We start from the raw sequence: 15544 nt of genomic DNA, 5'->3' as shown, positions 1-15544 counted from the left end.
CGTGCTGGAAGCCTGAAGAACTCCCATCATCGCAGGTCACGAGGCACTTCTGCGTTCCGACCCCAGACCACCCGCGATCACCAACCGGTGGATCGGGGTTGAGGGAAGGCCCCGGCGGCGGCACATTTGAAGATCCGGACCCTCTGGGGTACGGAAGACGTAGCGCTGGGAACCCCCGCCGGATTGGAACCCGGCGTTCGTGCTGTACAGGGGCGGTTTCAGCGGGCTTCCACGTCCAGCAGCGTGACCAGCGGTTCCAGCCGGGCCCAAAACTGGCCGTCGCCGTCGAGCCACCACGAGCACGCGCCGGCCTTCAGCTGCCTAGTCGGCTCCGCAGCAGCTGCTTGCCCAGTTCCGCGCCCTTGCGGCTGTCGGCCTGCGCCTTGCGGAACAGCTCCGCGAGTTCACTGTCGTTCTCCCGTTCCGCGTCCTGGACGTAGATTTCCATGCGCAGCGCGTTGCTCAGGCAGGCGTCGATGTACCAGATCAGGTTGTAGTCCTTGTCCTTGGTGCCGGTGGCCTGGCCGGTTTCGGTGCTGCTGGTCATGGCGGTTCCTCCTCCGTGTGCGGGTGTTGTCAGGTGCTGGTGCGCTGGGTGGCGGCGGTGATGACCGCCTCGCGCCGTTGGTGGCTCTGTTCGTACTCCAGGACCTGCCGGGCCAGGGCGGAGCCGGCGGTCTTCAGCCAGCTGCTGATCTGGTCGGCGGTCATGGCGTCGTAGTCGTCCCACGGCTCGCCGCCGCGCAGCCGCTCGATGGCGTTCAGCCCGTCGATGGCGCTCAGGACCGCGGGCCGTGCGGCGTGGGCGCGCTCGTATCCTTCGACGACGGCCAGATCGCTCGGGGAGAGCAGCCGCAGCCGCTGGATGACGTCGGTGTCGCAGAGCCGGCCGTACCCGGGGATCGGCAGGTCCTCCTCCCGGGAGGCGGCCCCCCGGATTTCCTCGGCCATCCTGGTCACGCCGGGCACCCGGCCGGCCGCGCCGGACGCGATGCGTGCCGTGTGCTGCCCGGCGCTCCGGGCGGCCTCGCCGATCCGGCCTGCGGTGGTGCGCACGGCCCGGGCGGCCGCTCCGGCCAGGCCGCCGTCGGTGGGTGCCGGGCGGCCGTCGTCGGTGGGTGCCACGGCCCGGGCGTGTTCGGCGAGGCTGTCCTCCAAAGCTTCCAGCAGCTGCTCGTCCTGGCGGCGCAGTGAGGCGAGCAGGTCGACGGCGGCCTGGTCGTGGGCCTGTTCGGCGATGCTCTGCCCGACGCGGCAGGCCGCCAGCGCCCGGGCCGCGATCGCGTACTCGTCCTCGGCGTTGCGCAGCAGCCGGCGCTCGTCGACCGGGCGGGGACCGCGCACGATCCCCTCCGCGATCCGCGCACCGACCTGGAGCGGCAGCGCGGAGGTGCGGACGACCCCTTCGGCGATGATCCGGACCAGTTCGCCGGTGTCCCGAAGTGGCCGGTCCGGGCGCAGTTCGCTCACATGGCGGTCGATACCGGCGATGTGGTCCTTCACCTCGGCAATGTGCCGCTCCGCACCGGCAGGGGCGATGGACCAGAAGCGGTCGACGACCGCAGCGTGGGCTCCGCACACGTCCTCCAACGCCGGTATGAGCACATCCGTCGTCACTGTCATCGCATGTCCCTTGAGAGTGTCGGGCGGTGCGAGGGACGCTGCCCGCCGGGCACGTCCTCGCGGCCGGCTCCCCCGACCATCCTGCGGGGAGCGACTCCGGTCCGCGCAACGAGCGGATTCGGGCGAAGGCCGGCGGATCCCTGTGGCGGCGGGCTTCCCGGGAACCAGGCGGCGCGCCTCCGGGGATATCCATTAGCCCATCCGGGTGAATGGCGCAGGCCGGTAGCGGCATGGGCAGCGGCCCAGGCGCGTCGCGCAGTTAACGTGCCACAGCCCACGGGCAGCGCCTGCCGTGCCGGGCGACAGCTGCGGGTGCGTCCGCCAGACAGGGAAGAACCGCACCCGCAGCGGCGGCCATGACCCCCTACAGCGGTATGCGTGGCCCGTTGACGACTCCATGAAGGCCGGCGAGATCCGCACCCGGCTGCGCGCGGCCGACCCCGATTTCGCCCGGCAGGTACTCGACCTCGAGCGCCGCCACCAAGAACGCACGACCGTCACCACAGCTGCCGACCGCGCCGCCACGTGACCGTGTCCTGCGGTGACGGCAGGACACACGACAGGTCACCCTGAAGGTCTCCCGCGGCCACTCCCGCGGCCCGGTGCCCTCATGGCGAATGATGGGATGGCCGCGTCCTTTGCTGTGGCCGGGGGGCCTCGGGCGCAGGATCAGCAGCATGGCGGTGACGTTCCCGACCTCGAACGCGGCCACCGCACGCGGCAGCCGCCCCAGGTCCCCGCGCAGCGCACCCTCGGGTGTATACAGGGCGTCTGATCAGGCGTTTCCTGGATACGCACCCATCCATCCGTGCCCGCCATCGCATCTGGGGGCGCCGGTGTTCGAGACGATCGATGTTGCCGTGCATGCCACCGGACCCGACAGCTGTCGGGTGACGGTGGCCGGGGAACTCGACGTCGCCACCGCTGCCGACGTCCGGACCGCCCTGCTCGCCGCCGTCACCACGCACCAGCACGTCGCCGTCGACTTGTCCGGCCTGACCTTCTGCGACTGCGCCGGGCTGGGCGCGCTGCTGAGCGCCGCCCGCGCCGCGAGAGCCGGCGGCGCCGACCTGCACCTGCGCGCAGTGCCGCGCTCTCTGGCCCGGCTTCTTCGCCTGTCGCACACCGGCGGTGCGTTCACGATCGAGTAACGACGATGGTCGCAGGGTGACGTGAAGAGGGCTGTTCTGCCGCTCAACGGCGTGCTGTGGTGGATCAGCACCCACCCCGCGCACCGCGGCCGCGGACCCGGCCGCCTGCTGCTCGGGCAGTGCCTCACGCGCCTGGCCGCCGCGGGCGCCCGCGAGGTGATCGCCTACGTCGACAACGACGCCCCGCCCGGCGACCCCGAGCACGACCGCACCGCCACCACCGGCTCTACGACAACATGGGCTTCACCGAACTGGACCGGCTCTGGTCCTTCACCCGCCGTCCCTGAACCTCGGCGCACCGCCGACGATGCGGCCGCGAGCCCGCGGACGTGAATCGTTCGCCCCGCACTGCAGCGCCCCGCCCCGCCCGGCCAGCACTCACCAGAAACCCCCCCGTTCCAGCCCCAGCGATTAGCCCGGACGGGTAACTGCCACGCCATCCGGCGACGCGGCAGCGCGGGCACCCATAACCAGCGCCCGGCTCGCCCGCTGCAGCGCCAGATAAGCCTTGACCCACTCGTAGGTGTCCCGGCCCGCGAAGAACGGATGCTCGGCCACGGCAGCGGACAACTGCGCCTGCCGGGCCCACAACATGTCAATCACCCGCTGCTCGTCACCACCCAGACCGGACAAGGCCCGCGGCCACCGCGCCAGCGCACGCCGCACCCCGTCCAGCTCGCCCTGCAACTGCAGGAGATCGGCCGGGAAGTCGAAGGCGTCGTCCCCATCGGTGTCGTCCACATCCGGGATCGTAGAATGGCCCGGCCAGGGACACCAGGGACACCAGGGCCGACCGGGTGACACCAGGCAGCCCCATGCCGGAACCGTCACACGAGTGCGGCTGGTGCCGCACCACCACCCCAATCCCTGACATGCCCGCGCTGCGATCCCCCTCCGGTGGCGCAGCCCATCCGTAAGGAGTGGTGGCGGTGCGGCATCCGCGAGGGCAGAGCGGCGCGGCGAGGGCAGCGGCGGCTGGTCCACGACATGTGGGCCCCGGTCGGCACGGCGCCCCTCTACCAGGTCGAGGGGCGGCAGTTCTGGTGGTTGAGCATCGCGTGTCAGCGAAGCTCTGGGTGACTTCATCGCGCAAGCCCGGCAAGCACTCGATGATGGCGGCAGGGACGACTGGGCGGCGGCCGCCTCGGGACCATCCCCGCGGGTGCGGGAAGTAGGCGCGCGCCCCCGCCCTCAACACCCGACCCCGCAAGACACTCGGATGGCGAACTCCCGCAGAAGCGCTCAACGATCACCTACTCTCGCTGCAGAGCAGCGGTGTTGCAACGACCCCGAACCTGAGCAGTACATCCCCATCGGCCAGCGGCCGCTGAACCTCATCCAGCCACTGTTGCCGCAGGAGATCGACCGGGCCACGGCCGCCGCGATCACACCGGCCGCCCGCCTCGCGCTCGCCCTGGTCGCCGTTCACGCGGCCCGCCCAAGTCCATCCGTGAGCTCCACCTCGACGACATCGATCTCGGCAACCGGAAACTGACCCTCGCAGGCAAAACCCGCCCGGTCGACGATCTCCCCGGACCCTGCTGCTGGCCCGGCTGCAACACCGCGAAGGGTCCCGCTGCACTGCACTGCACGGCCGCCCGCAATGAAGGACCACGTATGCCGGGGCGCGGAGGCTGTACCAGGGGCCTGAGGTGGCCGTTCGCCGATAACACGGCCGCGGAATCCACACAAGTCGGAGCAGCTCCCTCGCACTATGCTGGCTGTGAGAGAGGAAGCGATACGGATGCTACTCGACTCCATAGCCGTGGGGCCTTCCGGCCTCCAGGTTTCCCCGGGTGATCACGTGTGTGTCTTCTACCCGAGCCTGGCGGACCGCGACGAGATCCTGATCCCTTACCTGCTCGAAGGTCTGCAGGCCGACCACAAGTGCATCTGCCTTGTGGACGCCACTGACCCTGAGGCGGTACTCGATGCCCTTGGCACCGAGATCGATCTCGCATCGGCCTTGGATCAACGACAGCTGGAGGTGCACCGCTCGCAGGACACCTATCTGCGCGATGGTGCCTTTTCCACCGAGAAGATGCTGGAGTTCTGGAAGCACAGCAGCGACGCAACCCGCCAGGACGGGTTCGGCTTCACCCGTGCGATCGGCGAGGCGACCTGGGCGCTGAGCTACATGCCCCACATCGAGGAGCTGGCGAGGTACGAGGCGAGGCTGAACCAGTTCTTGCCACGCTATCCGCAGGTAACCCTCTGCATGTACGAGCTCGACCGGTTCAGCGGCGCGTTCCTGGTGGACGTGCTCAAGACCCATCCCAAGATCCTCATCGGGGGCATGGTGCTCGACAACCCCTACTACCTCGACCCGGACGAGTTCCTCGCCCTCAGGCAGTGATGTCGATCGTTCCCGCCGAGGGCACCGCCGTTCCCGCCGAGGGCACCGCCGGGGATATGCAGCTACGCGACCAACTGTCGAACCTGCAGGGTCTGCTCATGCTCTCGATGGTGATGACCGAGAGCGAAAGCGAGGCTAAGATCCTTCACCTTGCGGCTACTACCGTTTCGTCTCTCAGCCGGTGCCGCATGGTGGGCGTGTACCTCGGCGAGGACGGGTGGCAAGCCGACGTTACGCATGTGTCCTCGGAAGGTGTGCGGGCCGATATCGAGGCACAGCTGTGCGCTCTCGGTCCCAGTGGCGGGGCGGTCACGATCCCGGACCAGGCGTGGGGCTGGGCCCTGACGCTGCGCAGCCTTCAGGAGCACACCGGTTACTGTGTGGTGTCGGCGGCCGAGGTGCCCTCCCGGGCCACGCAGTTCCTGCTGCGCGTGCTCGCCCAGCAGACCGGGGTGGCGCTGGCCAACACCCGGCTGCACGCGAGAGAACGGGCGACTGCGAAGAAGCTGCGCAGCGCGAATGCCGCGCTGGCCGAGGCCGTGGGAGCGCTGGAACACACCACCCGGATACACGACCGGTTGACACGGGTCGCGGTGGCCGGGGAGGGGCAGGAAGGGATCGCTCGTGCCGTGCACGAACTCACCGGGTACCCGGTCGCGGTCGAGGACCGCTACGGAAACCTGCGGGCGTGGGCAGGCCCGAACCGCCCCGACCCCTACCCGAGAGATCCGCGGAATCGGCGTGATCAGATGCTGCGCCGCGCCCTGCGCGCGGGGCGGCCGGTCCGGGAGGGCGGCCGGCTCATGGCCATTGCCAGCCCCGGTGCCGACGTACTTGGCGTGCTGGCGCTGGTGGACCCCGCCGGGACGGCCGGGGACCAGGAGCAGATCGCGCTCGAGCATGGCGCCACCGTCTTGTCCATGGAGCTCGCCCAGCGCACAGCATCCCTGGCGTTGCAGCACAGCCTCCTGCCACATGGGCTGACCGGCGGGAGCGCGTTGGAGGTGGCATCGTGCTACCTTCCGGCGGGCGCCCCGCTTGGTGTGGGCGGCGACTGGTTCGACATCATCCCCCTCTCCGGGGCCCGGGTCGCCCTGGCCGTAGGCGACGTGGTCGGCCACGGGATCAACGCGGCGGCCACCATGGGGCTGCTTCGTACGGCCGTACGCACGCTCGCCGACCTCGATTTCCCCCCCGACGAGCTGCTGGCCCATCTGGACGACCTGGTCGTCAGCCTCGTGGAAGAGGAAGGCGACGGCGAGGAGGCCGAGGCAGCCGAGGCCATGGGAGCCAGGTGCTTGTACGCCGTCTACGACCCAGTCACCCAGCGGTGCACGATGGCTCGCGCCGGCCACCTGCCGCCTGCCCTCGTCCGGCCGGACGGCACCGTCACCGTCCCCGACGTGCCGGCCGGACCACCACTCGGACTCGGGACCCTGCCCTATGAATCCGCCGAAATCGAACTGCCCGAGGACACGTTGATCGCCCTGTACACCGATGGCCTCCTCGGATCCTGCAGTCAGGACATCGACGCGGAAATCTCCCGGCTGGGAGAGGCTCTCGCCCGGCCCGGCACCACACTGGATGCGGTCTGCGGTGGCGCCGTCCGGGCCATGCTGACCAGCCCGCCGTCCGACGATGTGGTCCTGCTCCTCGCCCGCACCCATGTCCTGGGCCGGGACCAGGTCGCCTCCTGGGACCTGGCCGCCGACCCCGCAGTCGTCGCGAGCGCCCGGAACCTGGTCAGCGCGCAGCTCACAGCATGGGGCCTGGACGACCTGGGGTTCACCACCGAACTCATCGTCAGCGAACTGGTTACCAATGCCATCCGCTACGGTATGGAGCCCATCCGCCTACGCCTGATCCGGCAGGACGTCCTGATCTGCGAGGTCTCGGACGGCAACAGCACCTCACCTCACCTGCGGCACGCCCGCACCACCGACGAAGGCGGCCGCGGTCTGTTCCTCGTCGCGCAGTTCACTCGGCGCTGGGGCACCCGCTACACCACAACCGGCAAGATCATCTGGGCCGAACAGAACCTTCCGTCAGCGCGATCGACACCAGGTTGATCCCCGTGACCGCCATCTGCTGCTGCGACCAGTTGCATGCGAACTTCACCCCGTACCACCTCACGCCGGGCCTGGATCGGCCTCGAGCTTCGCCTGCCTGAGACGCTTCCTTCGTTCCAGCCCCGTTGTGCGCCCGCAGAGGCTGACCCACACGATTGATAGCCGGCGAGAGGCACCTCCCAGGAGGTGCCGGCCCGGGGCGGCAACCCCGGCCGAACGTCTCACCGGCCATCGGCACTCCAACCCACCAAAGGAAAGGAGTGTTTCCCGCGCACGAGCAGCCGGCCCGTGCGAGCAGTACGCACCGGAGTTCCGCATGACCATCTAACCCCCAGGTCCGCACCCACAACGGCCGTACCGTGGTCAACCTGCGACTGGATGGTCGAGCACACCGGCGGCCCGTCGCGTCACCCTCAACCTCTGGTACGGCAGGCGCAACGAAGTCCCGACATCGAGACAGACGCCGAGGGCGATCGCGTCCCAGCAAGTGGTGTACCCGATCAAGGTGAGAACGGGCAGGTCACGGCCGAGATCGGGGCGCCCGAGACCCGTCTCGGCCTGACGATTCGTCAGTCAGAGTCGGCGCCGGGAACCGCCCTTACCTTCTTGGTCGCCGCATGACCCGAGGTCAGGCTCATGGACCTCATGGCTCTCGGCATTCACGACAGCGTGAAGCTGACGGTTCGTCAGTTGCATGGCAGCCGCGTACAGGCCCACTGCGCGCGCGACCTGCGCCTTCTCGCCTTGATCCCCTACACCACCCGACGCATGCCTGGCGGGGAAGGGGCGCGCGACACCACCCCGAGGGCAACACCAAGCAGAGGCCAGCGGTTCCAGGTCGCCGTAGAGGGCTGCGTGCAGCGCGGCCGCGAGTTCGCGAGCGCGGTCCTCGCCCACCAAGTCGTACAGCACGACGTAAGCCGGCCCCACCGCCGATCCGGGGCGGACCGTGCGGTCGCGGATTAGCCGGATGGCAGCTTCGCGGATGGCGGCGGCAGCGGCCTCGTCGACCACGTGGGCCGGGGCCGTGAAGGTGTCGGCCTTCACCGTCCAGCGTTGTCCGCTGCGTGCGATGCAGACGAACACCGCGCCCGCTCCCTGCGCCGCCTCGTATGCGGCGTTGAACGCGGCGATCCCGGTGGCGTCCGGGATCTGGCCGGCGGGGCAGGGGACCGGGAGCGACTGCATGACGGACATCGTGCCAGCGCTCGGCCGCGCCGCGAGGACTTGAGCCCGTTCGGTCCGACGTGTCTGACCGGGCGAGCTGCGGCAACGGCAGGCGCCGGGCCGTACCTCGGCCCAAGGAGGTTGGCCGTCGAACGGCCCCGGCGCCTGTCCGTTCGCTTCCTCAACCGCGGCGCCCGCTTAGGTCACCACGCCCTCCCGGGGACCGCGGCCAGACGAACTCAGACGCCTATTGGCGTCGCGCTCCCCGAGGTCCTTGCCATGAGTCTGGTCGATTCCGCGATGCCCAGCGTCACGCTGGCCGGCTGCCACGGTCAGCTCGTGAGCGAGGAAGTCCCGAGCGTCCGGAGACGCGATCAGTCTGGTCGCCAGGGGGTGCGGCCCGGCCCACGTCAAAGGGTGTGGAGGGGTTTCAGTATCCGCCGGGGCCGGCCGGGTGCAGTTGGTCGGCCAGGGCCTGCTGCTGTCCGGCGGTGGTGAGCGGGGCGCCTTGGCCGAGGGCGGTGGGGCCGTCGGGCAGTCCGGTGCCGGTGCGGGCCGGGTCGGCGCCGGGGACGGGTTGGCAGGCGGTGCGGAGAAGGGTGAGCAGGTAGCTGACGCGGGCGGCGGTGCGGGGGCGGGTGCGCAGGTCGTCGTGGTGGGCGAGGAGGATCGCGGCGAGGCCGGTGATGTGGGCGGCGGCGATGGCGGTGCCGTCGGCGACGGTGTAGGTGTCGCCGGGCGCGGTGGTGACGATGGCGGTGCCGGGGGCGACGAGGTCGGCGACCGGTGGGGGTGAAGGCGGGCGGGTACGGGCCCGGCCACACCGGCCCGCCGGCGGCCTGCGGGCTGCCGGCGGGGGACGTGCCGGTGTGCGCCAGGGCGCCGACGGCCAGCACGGTGGGCAGGCCGGTGGGGAAGGCGACCGGGCCTGCGGTGTCGCCGGCCGGGGCGATGACCGCGATCCCGGCGGCGTGCGCGTCCAGCAGCTTCCATGCGGCCAGCTGCGACGGGGCCTGGCAGCCGAGGTTGATCTGGGCGATGTCGATGTCGTGGGTGATGCAGTAGTCCAGGGCCTGCAGCAGGTCACTGACCCGGCCGTGCGGGAACAGCTTGAGGGCGTGGAGTTCGGCCTCGGCAGCGATGCCGGTGATCCCGGTGCGGTTGTCCGCCGCTGCGATGATCCCGGCGCACCGGGTGCCCTGCCCGGTCGCGTCCACCTGCCAGGCATCGCGTGGGCCGCCGGTGAAGTCGTAACCGGCCCGGATGGTGTCCTTCAGATCCGGGTGGGCGTCGATCCCCGAGTCCATGAGGGCGATCTTGATGCCGTGGCCGCGGTAGGTCGGCGGGATCTGGTGCAGCCGCATCGCCTGCACGCCCCAGCCGGCCAGCGGCCGGTCCGGGAACCCCTCGAACGTCTCCGCCAGCGAACGCACCTCGATGACCGCCTCCCCCTCCTCAGGGGTTTCTGGCAGGTGCGGGCGGTCGACTGGGGCCGGCCAGTACCCGCCCGCCGGACGCACATACAGCGCCAGGACGGTGGCCGGGGTGTCCGCCGGCCCGCGGCTCGTCGACCGCCGATCTCAAGGGTTTCCCGCCCTTCATATGTGACGCCTGGCCTTCCTTGAATGCCCGATCTAGGGTTGGGCCCCGGGCGCAGGGAGCCGTGATGGGGGAAGTGGTCGTGGCGGGCAGGATCGCCGTCGTCGACGACGCGGGCGCTCATCGCGTGGATGCCGGTGGCATCGAGCAGGGTCCAGGCCCATCGGAGGCTGGACGGGGAATGAGCTCGGCTGCAGGGGAGCCGACGAAGTCAGGGCGTGTGCTACAGCGGGCGGATGTGCTCAGCCTGCGGGCCCTTTTGGCCCTGAGTGACGTCGAACTCGACCTTCTGGCCTTCCTGGAGTTCCCGGAAGCCCTGGGCGTCGATGTTGGAGTAGTGGGCGAAGACGTCGGCGCCGCCGCCGTCCTGCTCGATGAAGCCGAAGCCCTTCTCGGCGTTGAACCACTTCACCGTGCCGGTGGCCATGAGTGTCTCCTTCGGACGGCTTGGGACGGACCCGCGGAATCGGGGCCCAAAGGTGATCGTCTGGTCCGGAGAAAGGCTGAAAAGCACGTTCGCCCGTGATCGTGATCACGGGCGAACGGGACTTCGGAACCACGACTTCTGATTGCGACATTACACCGCAGGTCCGATATCGACTATGCGAGGGCCCGGAGTTGGCAGCGGACCCGTGCTTCCTGCGGGGAGGTGCTTCATTCCGACCGGCTCACCTTGGTTGCGGCTGAGGTCGCGTGTACGGTCCGCGGACCGGTTCGGGTGGCCGGGAGAAGAACCGAAACACCGCATGCACCCAGCAGGGTGCAGCGCCGGCTCGCCAGTCGACGCTGTGGGAGTGGGGGTGCTGCCCTTCGCTTTCATCCTGATCCAGCGCGCTTTGACGGCCGGCGCACGACCTGGGGCCGGAGCAATAAACCCCCACGTGCGTGGGTACTGGCTGTTTGTGCTGCGGACGGTAGGGGTGGAGGAAGAACTGCTGCTGGTGGACGCGGGGAGTTTCACACCGCGCGCCGTGGCCGGAGCTGTGCTGGAAGGGGAGAAGGGCGCGCTGGTGGCCGAGTTGCAGCAGCAGCAACTGGAGATCAACACGCTTCCCTGCGAGACCCTGGAGCAGCTGCGCGGTGAGCTGTGCGCCTGGCGCGGGCGCGCGGCGGAGCTGGCCCGGGCGCAGGGCGCGGCGGTGGCCGCGCTGGCCACTTCACCGCTGCCGGTGTCGCCGCAGCTCACTCCGAGCGGCCGATACCGCCGGATGGCCGACCTGTTCGGGCTCACCGCGCAGGAGCAGCTGACCTGCGGCTGCCACATCCATGTCGGGGTCGCCTCGGATGAGGAGGGCGTGGCCGTCATCGACCGGATAAGGCCGTGGCTGGCCCCGCTGCTCGCCCTCAGTACCAATTCGCCCTTCTGGCAGGGGCGGGACACCGGCTACGCCAGCTACCGCTACCAGGTCTTCGGCCGGTGGCCCACCGCCGGGCCGCCCGAGCTCTTCGGATCGGCCGCCGGCTACCGGCATGCGGTCGGCGCGATGCTGGGCACCGGCACGCTGCTGGACCAGGGCATGGTCTACTTCGACGTCCGCCTGTCCGCCACCTACCCCACCGTCGAGGTGCGGGTCTGCGACGTATGCCCCGACGCCGAGGACGCGGTGCTGCTCGCCGCGCTTGTCCCGGGGCTGGTCGAAACGGCCGCCCGCGACTGGTCCGCCGGGCGGGCCGCCCCCGACGTCGGCGCCTCTGTGCTGCGGCTCGCGGCCTGGCAGGCCTGCCGGTCCGGGATCCAGGGCTCCCTGATGCACCCGTGTACGCACCGGCCAGCGCCCGCCCGCGAGGTGGTCGAGGCGGTCGTCGAGCACGCCGGTGCCGCGTTGGAGGAGGCCGGCGACCTCGACACCGTACGGGCCGGGGTCGAGCGGCTGCTCACTCGCGGCACCGGTGCGCGGTGGCAGCGCGCGGTGTACGCGGAGCGGGGCGCGGCGGCGGTCGTACGGGAAGCGGTGGACCGCACCCTGTCCTTCTGAGCGTCCTTTTGAGCTCAGGCCCGGACAGGGCCTGGGCGCCGGGGCGACTTGTCATGGCTCTGCGGTCATTGCGGCATGGCGTTCAACGAAGAGCTCACGCGGGGGTGTGCTCGCCGTGGCGGGATACGGGTCCGGCACCGCGAAGCTCATCGCCCTCGGCAGAACGCGGTCGTCGAGGTGGACGGCGATGTCGTCGTCAAGGTCGGTCGTGACGGGGAGCTGATGGCGCCCGCCCCGGTGTCGTCCACGACGCCGCGCTCCAGGTCGCGCCCGTTGCTGTGGTCTAGCAGCGGAGGGATGGCCTCTCGCTGGATCGGCGTCGGCTCCTCATCGCCCAGCCCGTACCGAGCCGCCGGCAATCGCGGCACGTGATGCGCTTACCGCCGTGCTCAGGGCCGCCGTTCAGCCGGTGGTGCAGTGAACCGCCGGTCCGCTGCTCGGTCGGGTTACCGTAGTGCCGCCGGAGAAGCCTCGGTCCTTGCACTGGCTGGGCCCCCTTCTGCTGTGGCAGGGCCGAAGGCTCAGCGGTAGACCGGAGACATGGACGACGCTGAAGCCGGCACCCACGAGGTCTGGCCGGAGCTGTGTGACTCGTGCGCGGCGGTGATCTACGACGGCACGGAGGTCCACGCCGTGGTGCCTGACTCCTCGGTCATCCACGCCACCGATGCGCACCAGGACGGCAAGCGCCTGCTGACCGCCTGCTGCGCTGAGCATCTCGCCGAGCTTCAGGATGAGTACCGGCGCCGGCCTTTCGTGGCAGAGGAGCAGTGGGCCGGGAAGGTGGGCCGCGCTCTGGATGCGCATCCCACCGGGATCTCCGTGGACGAGATGCTGGAGGACACCGGCCTGACCAGTGAGCAAGTGGATCGCGGGCTGGCGTGGAACAACGACCGGCTGCGCCGCCGCCGCGACCACGGCTGAACCTCTGCAACGGTCAGCGACGGTCAGCTGGCGGCCTTGGCGATGATGCGGTCGATCTCGTCGCGGTCGAAGGCACGCAGGGTCGTGGAGCGGATGTTGCCCAACCCACCGGCCTGCAGAAGCGCCGCGGTGGCAGCTTCGTCGTCGGGTGCCTCCACGACAGCGACGAGGTCGTACGGGCCGACGGTCCAGTACATGTTCACGAGCTGCCCCCCCAGCGCCTCCAGGGCCGTGGCGAAGGCGGCGGAGCGCTGCGTGGTTTCCCCGTAGTTCCGGATCCCCTGATCGGTCCAGTTCAGAAGCGTTACGTATGTTGGCATGGTCTTTCCACCTCCGCGACGGAACCTGTGCCGCGAGGTGTGGCGGCCCACGCTCCGGCTGATCGGACGGGCGAGCGTTCATGAATCGGAGTGCCCGGTAGACCGCCACCTCATACGTCCCACTTTGTTTCAATAGTCCCGTTCTGTATCGGGCTCGCGCGCGGAGCGGGGGATCCTGGTGGCACCATGCGGATGTTCTGCGCAGTCGCCGTTGCCGTCCTGGTTGCCGCGAACCTGCTCAACAATTGGTTCGCGCCCGGCGCCTACGTGCCCACCTGCGTGGCCGCGACTGCGGCGCTGCTGCTGATCGCCCGCCGCGACGGTCTCACCCGTGCCGATCTCGGGCTCGACGCGGCTGCCCTGCGGCGGGGGCTGCGGTGGGCACCGGTCCTGGTCGGCGCCGTCCTGGCCGTCCTCCTGCTGGGGCTTGCCGTGCCAGCCACCAGGGAGGCGTTCCAGAACGCGCGCGCCGCGGGCCTGTCAGCCGGGCAACTGCTGTGGCGGATGCTGATGCGGCACCGTGCTGCTGGAGGAGACCGCCTTCCGCGGTGTCTTGTGGGCCATGGTCCGGCGTCGGCGCAGTACGGCCTGGGCCACTGCCCGCCCTGGTCGCGGCTGTCGGGCAGAGGGCACGGCCCGGAGTCCACAGCCGATTGAGTGATTGCGGTGAGCCACTTGGGGGCGGACCCCCTCGCGCGCCCGAAGGGCGGGGCCTGGTTTCCTGCATTCTTGCGGCGGGGTGTCGGGCCGTACGGGCGTCCCTCCCATCGGTGTAGCGAGGTGGTTTATGGCCGTGTGTGAGGTTTGCAGCAACGACTACGAGCTGACGTTCGAGGTGCGCACCGCCGGAGGGGCGCATACCTTCGACAGCCTTGAGTGCGCGGCCCAAAGGCTGGCGCCGATCTGCGATAACTGTCAGTGCCGCATTCTGGGCCATGGTCTGCAAGCGGATGGGCAGATGTTCTGCTGCGCCCACTGCGCGCGCGTGAAGGGTCACGCGAACCTGGTCGATCACGCCTGAGGGCATGAACCGAGCACAGGTGGTGCGTCGGGCCGGCCCGCCGCCGACGCCGGCCCGATGCGCTCCGGCAGCGCCTGCGTGTACCGTCCTCGGTTGCAACCCGCCCCGCTCACCACCGCCGGTGCAGCAGGCCCTGGTGGACCAACTGCACCTGGCCGGCCCCGGCGGATACTGAAACCCCTCCAGACCCTTTGAAGTGGGCCGGGCCGCGCCCCGACGCCCCGGCCCACGACGAAAGTGCGTCCCCGGCGCGGCGGCGAAGGCACGCCGGGGACGTTCGGGACATCAGCGCACCGGCGCCCGGATCACGCGCACGCGCGACCGCAGGAGAGCCGTCACGGGGCGGCGTTGCACGCCCGGGGATGGCAGACGACCGTTCCCGCGCCGGGTGTGGCCAGCAAAGCGCGATCCGCCGGGGTGACGCGTGGCCTGTCGATCTGCCGCTGCAGGACGGCCAGCTGGTGGCGCAGCGTCAGTATCTCGATGTCCTTGTCCACATCGTTTTTCGGCAGCAGCCGTATGAGGGCGAACACGTTCGACACGGCGAGGTAGGGCAGTCGCGGCAGCACAAGCGACCAGACTGACACGCCCATCCGCCGATCATCGGGCGGATCGTGTCCCACCAAGTGGTGTACCCGATCAAGGCGAGAACGGGCAGGTCACGGCCGAGATCGGGGCGCCCGAGACCCGTATCGGCCTGACGATTCATCAGTCAGAGTTGGCGCCGGGACCGCCCTTACCTTCTTGGTCGCCGCGTGATCCGAGGTCAGGCTCATGGACCTCATGGCGCTCGGCATTCACGACAGCATGGTGCTGACGGTTCGTGAGTTTCATGGCAGCCGCGTACAGGCCCACTGCGTGCGCGACCTGCGCCTTCTCGCCTTGATCCCCTACACCACCTGACGGGACACCACCGGGACCAGAACCACCACGGGACCAGATCCCAGAGCATCACTCTCAGATACACGCACCTGGCCGTAGGTATACGAGAACGGGGCCGGGACTACCGGATTGGGGCATCGGCCGGGCACGGGGTGGAAGGGAACGGCACGCTGGGTGCATGAATGCTGACGAGCCCCCAGTAATCGTGCATCCCCCGGTCTCGGGTCATCGGCGGGTCTCAATCCGCAGGGTGCACGTCGGGTGTGCGCGCCGCCTGGCCGATCTCCTGGAGTTCTTACGTCGCGCCGGAATAGACCCCGACACCGTCAGCGTGACCGACCCGACGTTCGTGAAGTGGCGGGGAGGCGGACCGGAGGTATGGAGGTGACGAGCCTTCTCGCACCTCTCACACTCCTCGCACCCATTGCCCTGCACCGCCAATCATCTTGCCCCGGC

19 protein-coding genes are annotated in these 15544 nt (G+C 69.9%); 11 read left to right on the top strand and 8 right to left on the bottom strand.

What is annotated here, in order from left to right; translation table 11 throughout:
* Positions 1-313 precede the first annotated feature (313 nt).
* Together EFK10_RS00185 and EFK10_RS00180 are read right to left on the bottom strand one after the other, a co-directional pair.
* Positions 314-547: a hypothetical protein gene (locus tag EFK10_RS00185; RefSeq protein ID WP_127353773.1), complete on the bottom strand. Its 234-nt coding sequence runs from the start codon at positions 545-547 to the stop codon at positions 314-316.
* A gap of 29 nt (positions 548-576) precedes the next feature.
* The gene (locus EFK10_RS00180; RefSeq protein WP_127353772.1) at positions 577-1623 is read right to left on the bottom strand and encodes a hypothetical protein; all 1047 of its coding nucleotides are present in this window, start codon (positions 1621-1623) and stop codon (positions 577-579) included.
* Positions 1624-1915: 292 nt separating this feature from the next.
* Here EFK10_RS00180 and EFK10_RS00175 point away from each other — a divergent pair, with 292 nt between their 5' ends.
* From EFK10_RS00175 to EFK10_RS00165, 3 genes are all read left to right on the top strand, one after another.
* On the top strand, positions 1916-2152 hold the full coding sequence (locus tag EFK10_RS00175; protein ID WP_127353771.1) for a hypothetical protein: 237 nt from the start codon (positions 1916-1918) through the stop codon (positions 2150-2152).
* Between the two features lie 307 nt (positions 2153-2459).
* A complete protein-coding gene (locus EFK10_RS46825; RefSeq protein ID WP_206305243.1) occupies positions 2460-2774 on the top strand; it encodes an STAS domain-containing protein in 315 nt (104 codons plus the stop codon).
* Between the two features lie 21 nt (positions 2775-2795).
* Positions 2796-3107, top strand: a complete 312-nt coding sequence (locus EFK10_RS00165) for a GNAT family N-acetyltransferase (RefSeq protein WP_127353769.1) — start codon at positions 2796-2798, stop codon at positions 3105-3107.
* 78 nt (positions 3108-3185) lie between these two features.
* Here EFK10_RS00165 and EFK10_RS00160 read toward each other — a convergent pair whose 3' ends face one another.
* The gene (locus EFK10_RS00160; RefSeq protein ID WP_127353768.1) at positions 3186-3515 is read right to left on the bottom strand and encodes a hypothetical protein; all 330 of its coding nucleotides are present in this window, start codon (positions 3513-3515) and stop codon (positions 3186-3188) included.
* Between the two features lie 478 nt (positions 3516-3993).
* Between EFK10_RS00160 and EFK10_RS00155 the strand changes: the two genes are divergently transcribed.
* The 3 genes from EFK10_RS00155 (at position 3994) to EFK10_RS00145 (ending at position 7199) form a co-directional block, all read left to right on the top strand.
* Positions 3994-4269, top strand: coding sequence for a hypothetical protein (locus EFK10_RS00155; RefSeq protein ID WP_127353767.1), 276 nt, complete (start codon positions 3994-3996; stop codon positions 4267-4269).
* Between the two features lie 249 nt (positions 4270-4518).
* The gene (locus EFK10_RS00150) at positions 4519-5130 is read left to right on the top strand and encodes an MEDS domain-containing protein (RefSeq protein ID WP_127353766.1); all 612 of its coding nucleotides are present in this window, start codon (positions 4519-4521) and stop codon (positions 5128-5130) included.
* Positions 5130-7199, top strand: coding sequence for an ATP-binding SpoIIE family protein phosphatase (locus EFK10_RS00145; RefSeq protein ID WP_127353765.1), 2070 nt, complete (start codon positions 5130-5132; stop codon positions 7197-7199). Before EFK10_RS00150 ends, EFK10_RS00145 begins: the two co-directional genes overlap by 1 nt.
* Positions 7200-7772: 573 nt before the next feature.
* Here EFK10_RS00145 and EFK10_RS48375 read toward each other — a convergent pair.
* The 3 genes from EFK10_RS48375 to EFK10_RS00130 all read right to left on the bottom strand — a co-directional run bounded on the left by EFK10_RS48375 (position 7773) and on the right by EFK10_RS00130 (position 10392).
* A complete protein-coding gene (locus EFK10_RS48375) occupies positions 7773-8387 on the bottom strand; it encodes a hypothetical protein (RefSeq protein WP_206305242.1) in 615 nt (204 codons plus the stop codon).
* A gap of 389 nt (positions 8388-8776) precedes the next feature.
* Positions 8777-9799 (bottom strand): S8 family serine peptidase, encoded by a 1023-nt coding sequence (locus tag EFK10_RS51795; protein ID WP_127353764.1) that lies wholly within the window; start codon positions 9797-9799, stop codon positions 8777-8779.
* Positions 9800-10188: 389 nt separating this feature from the next.
* On the bottom strand, positions 10189-10392 hold the full coding sequence (locus EFK10_RS00130) for a cold-shock protein (protein WP_127353763.1): 204 nt from the start codon (positions 10390-10392) through the stop codon (positions 10189-10191).
* Positions 10393-10870: 478 nt separating this feature from the next.
* Here EFK10_RS00130 and EFK10_RS00125 point away from each other — a divergent pair, with 478 nt between their 5' ends.
* Together EFK10_RS00125 and EFK10_RS00115 are read left to right on the top strand one after the other, a co-directional pair.
* Positions 10871-11941 (top strand): carboxylate-amine ligase, encoded by a 1071-nt coding sequence (locus tag EFK10_RS00125; RefSeq protein WP_240676875.1) that lies wholly within the window; start codon positions 10871-10873, stop codon positions 11939-11941.
* A gap of 540 nt (positions 11942-12481) precedes the next feature.
* On the top strand, positions 12482-12865 hold the full coding sequence (locus EFK10_RS00115) for a hypothetical protein (RefSeq protein WP_127353760.1): 384 nt from the start codon (positions 12482-12484) through the stop codon (positions 12863-12865).
* Positions 12866-12888: 23 nt separating this feature from the next.
* Here the strand turns inward: EFK10_RS00115 and EFK10_RS00110 are convergent, their stop codons facing one another.
* The gene (locus EFK10_RS00110) at positions 12889-13185 is read right to left on the bottom strand and encodes a GYD domain-containing protein (RefSeq protein WP_127353759.1); all 297 of its coding nucleotides are present in this window, start codon (positions 13183-13185) and stop codon (positions 12889-12891) included.
* Between the two features lie 186 nt (positions 13186-13371).
* On the opposite strand from EFK10_RS00110, the gene EFK10_RS00105 reads away from it, so the two are divergent.
* Positions 13372-13842, top strand: a complete 471-nt coding sequence (locus tag EFK10_RS00105) for a hypothetical protein (RefSeq protein WP_240676874.1) — start codon at positions 13372-13374, stop codon at positions 13840-13842.
* A 130-nt stretch (positions 13843-13972) separates the two neighbouring features.
* A complete protein-coding gene (locus EFK10_RS00100; protein ID WP_127353758.1) occupies positions 13973-14206 on the top strand; it encodes a hypothetical protein in 234 nt (77 codons plus the stop codon).
* Between the two features lie 335 nt (positions 14207-14541).
* Here the strand turns inward: EFK10_RS00100 and EFK10_RS00095 are convergent, their stop codons facing one another.
* The gene (locus EFK10_RS00095; protein WP_240676873.1) at positions 14542-14799 is read right to left on the bottom strand and encodes a hypothetical protein; all 258 of its coding nucleotides are present in this window, start codon (positions 14797-14799) and stop codon (positions 14542-14544) included.
* A gap of 181 nt (positions 14800-14980) precedes the next feature.
* On the opposite strand from EFK10_RS00095, the gene EFK10_RS51790 reads away from it, so the two are divergent.
* Positions 14981-15109: a hypothetical protein gene (locus tag EFK10_RS51790; RefSeq protein ID WP_265737457.1), complete on the top strand. Its 129-nt coding sequence runs from the start codon at positions 14981-14983 to the stop codon at positions 15107-15109.
* Positions 15110-15544: the final 435 nt, after the last annotated feature.

The organism is Streptomyces soli (assembly GCF_003999195.1).
GTDB classification, from domain to species: Bacteria; Actinomycetota; Actinomycetes; order Streptomycetales; family Streptomycetaceae; genus Actinacidiphila; species Actinacidiphila soli.
Note: the sequence above shows the minus strand (reverse complement) of the source record. Positions and strands in the feature narration are given on the sequence as shown.

Excerpts from the sequence above, each read along its gene's own strand:
- EFK10_RS00185 (WP_127353773.1), bottom strand. The coding sequence starts at position 547 with ATGACCAGCAGCACCGAAACCGGCCAGGCCACCGGCACCAAGGACAAG.
- EFK10_RS00180 (WP_127353772.1), bottom strand. The coding sequence starts at position 1,623 with ATGACAGTGACGACGGATGTGCTCATACCGGCGTTGGAGGACGTGTGC.
- EFK10_RS00155 (WP_127353767.1), top strand. The coding sequence starts at position 3,994 with ATGGCGAACTCCCGCAGAAGCGCTCAACGATCACCTACTCTCGCTGCA.
- EFK10_RS00150 (WP_127353766.1), top strand. The coding sequence starts at position 4,519 with ATGCTACTCGACTCCATAGCCGTGGGGCCTTCCGGCCTCCAGGTTTCC.
- EFK10_RS00145 (WP_127353765.1), top strand. The coding sequence starts at position 5,130 with ATGTCGATCGTTCCCGCCGAGGGCACCGCCGTTCCCGCCGAGGGCACC.
- EFK10_RS48375 (WP_206305242.1), bottom strand. The coding sequence starts at position 8,387 with ATGCAGTCGCTCCCGGTCCCCTGCCCCGCCGGCCAGATCCCGGACGCC.
- EFK10_RS00130 (WP_127353763.1), bottom strand. The coding sequence starts at position 10,392 with ATGGCCACCGGCACGGTGAAGTGGTTCAACGCCGAGAAGGGCTTCGGC.
- EFK10_RS00115 (WP_127353760.1), top strand. The coding sequence starts at position 12,482 with ATGGACGACGCTGAAGCCGGCACCCACGAGGTCTGGCCGGAGCTGTGT.
- EFK10_RS00110 (WP_127353759.1), bottom strand. The coding sequence starts at position 13,185 with ATGCCAACATACGTAACGCTTCTGAACTGGACCGATCAGGGGATCCGG.
- EFK10_RS00105 (WP_240676874.1), top strand. The coding sequence starts at position 13,372 with ATGCGGATGTTCTGCGCAGTCGCCGTTGCCGTCCTGGTTGCCGCGAAC.
- EFK10_RS00100 (WP_127353758.1), top strand. The coding sequence starts at position 13,973 with ATGGCCGTGTGTGAGGTTTGCAGCAACGACTACGAGCTGACGTTCGAG.
- EFK10_RS00095 (WP_240676873.1), bottom strand. The coding sequence starts at position 14,799 with ATGGGCGTGTCAGTCTGGTCGCTTGTGCTGCCGCGACTGCCCTACCTC.
- EFK10_RS51790 (WP_265737457.1), top strand. The coding sequence starts at position 14,981 with ATGGACCTCATGGCGCTCGGCATTCACGACAGCATGGTGCTGACGGTT.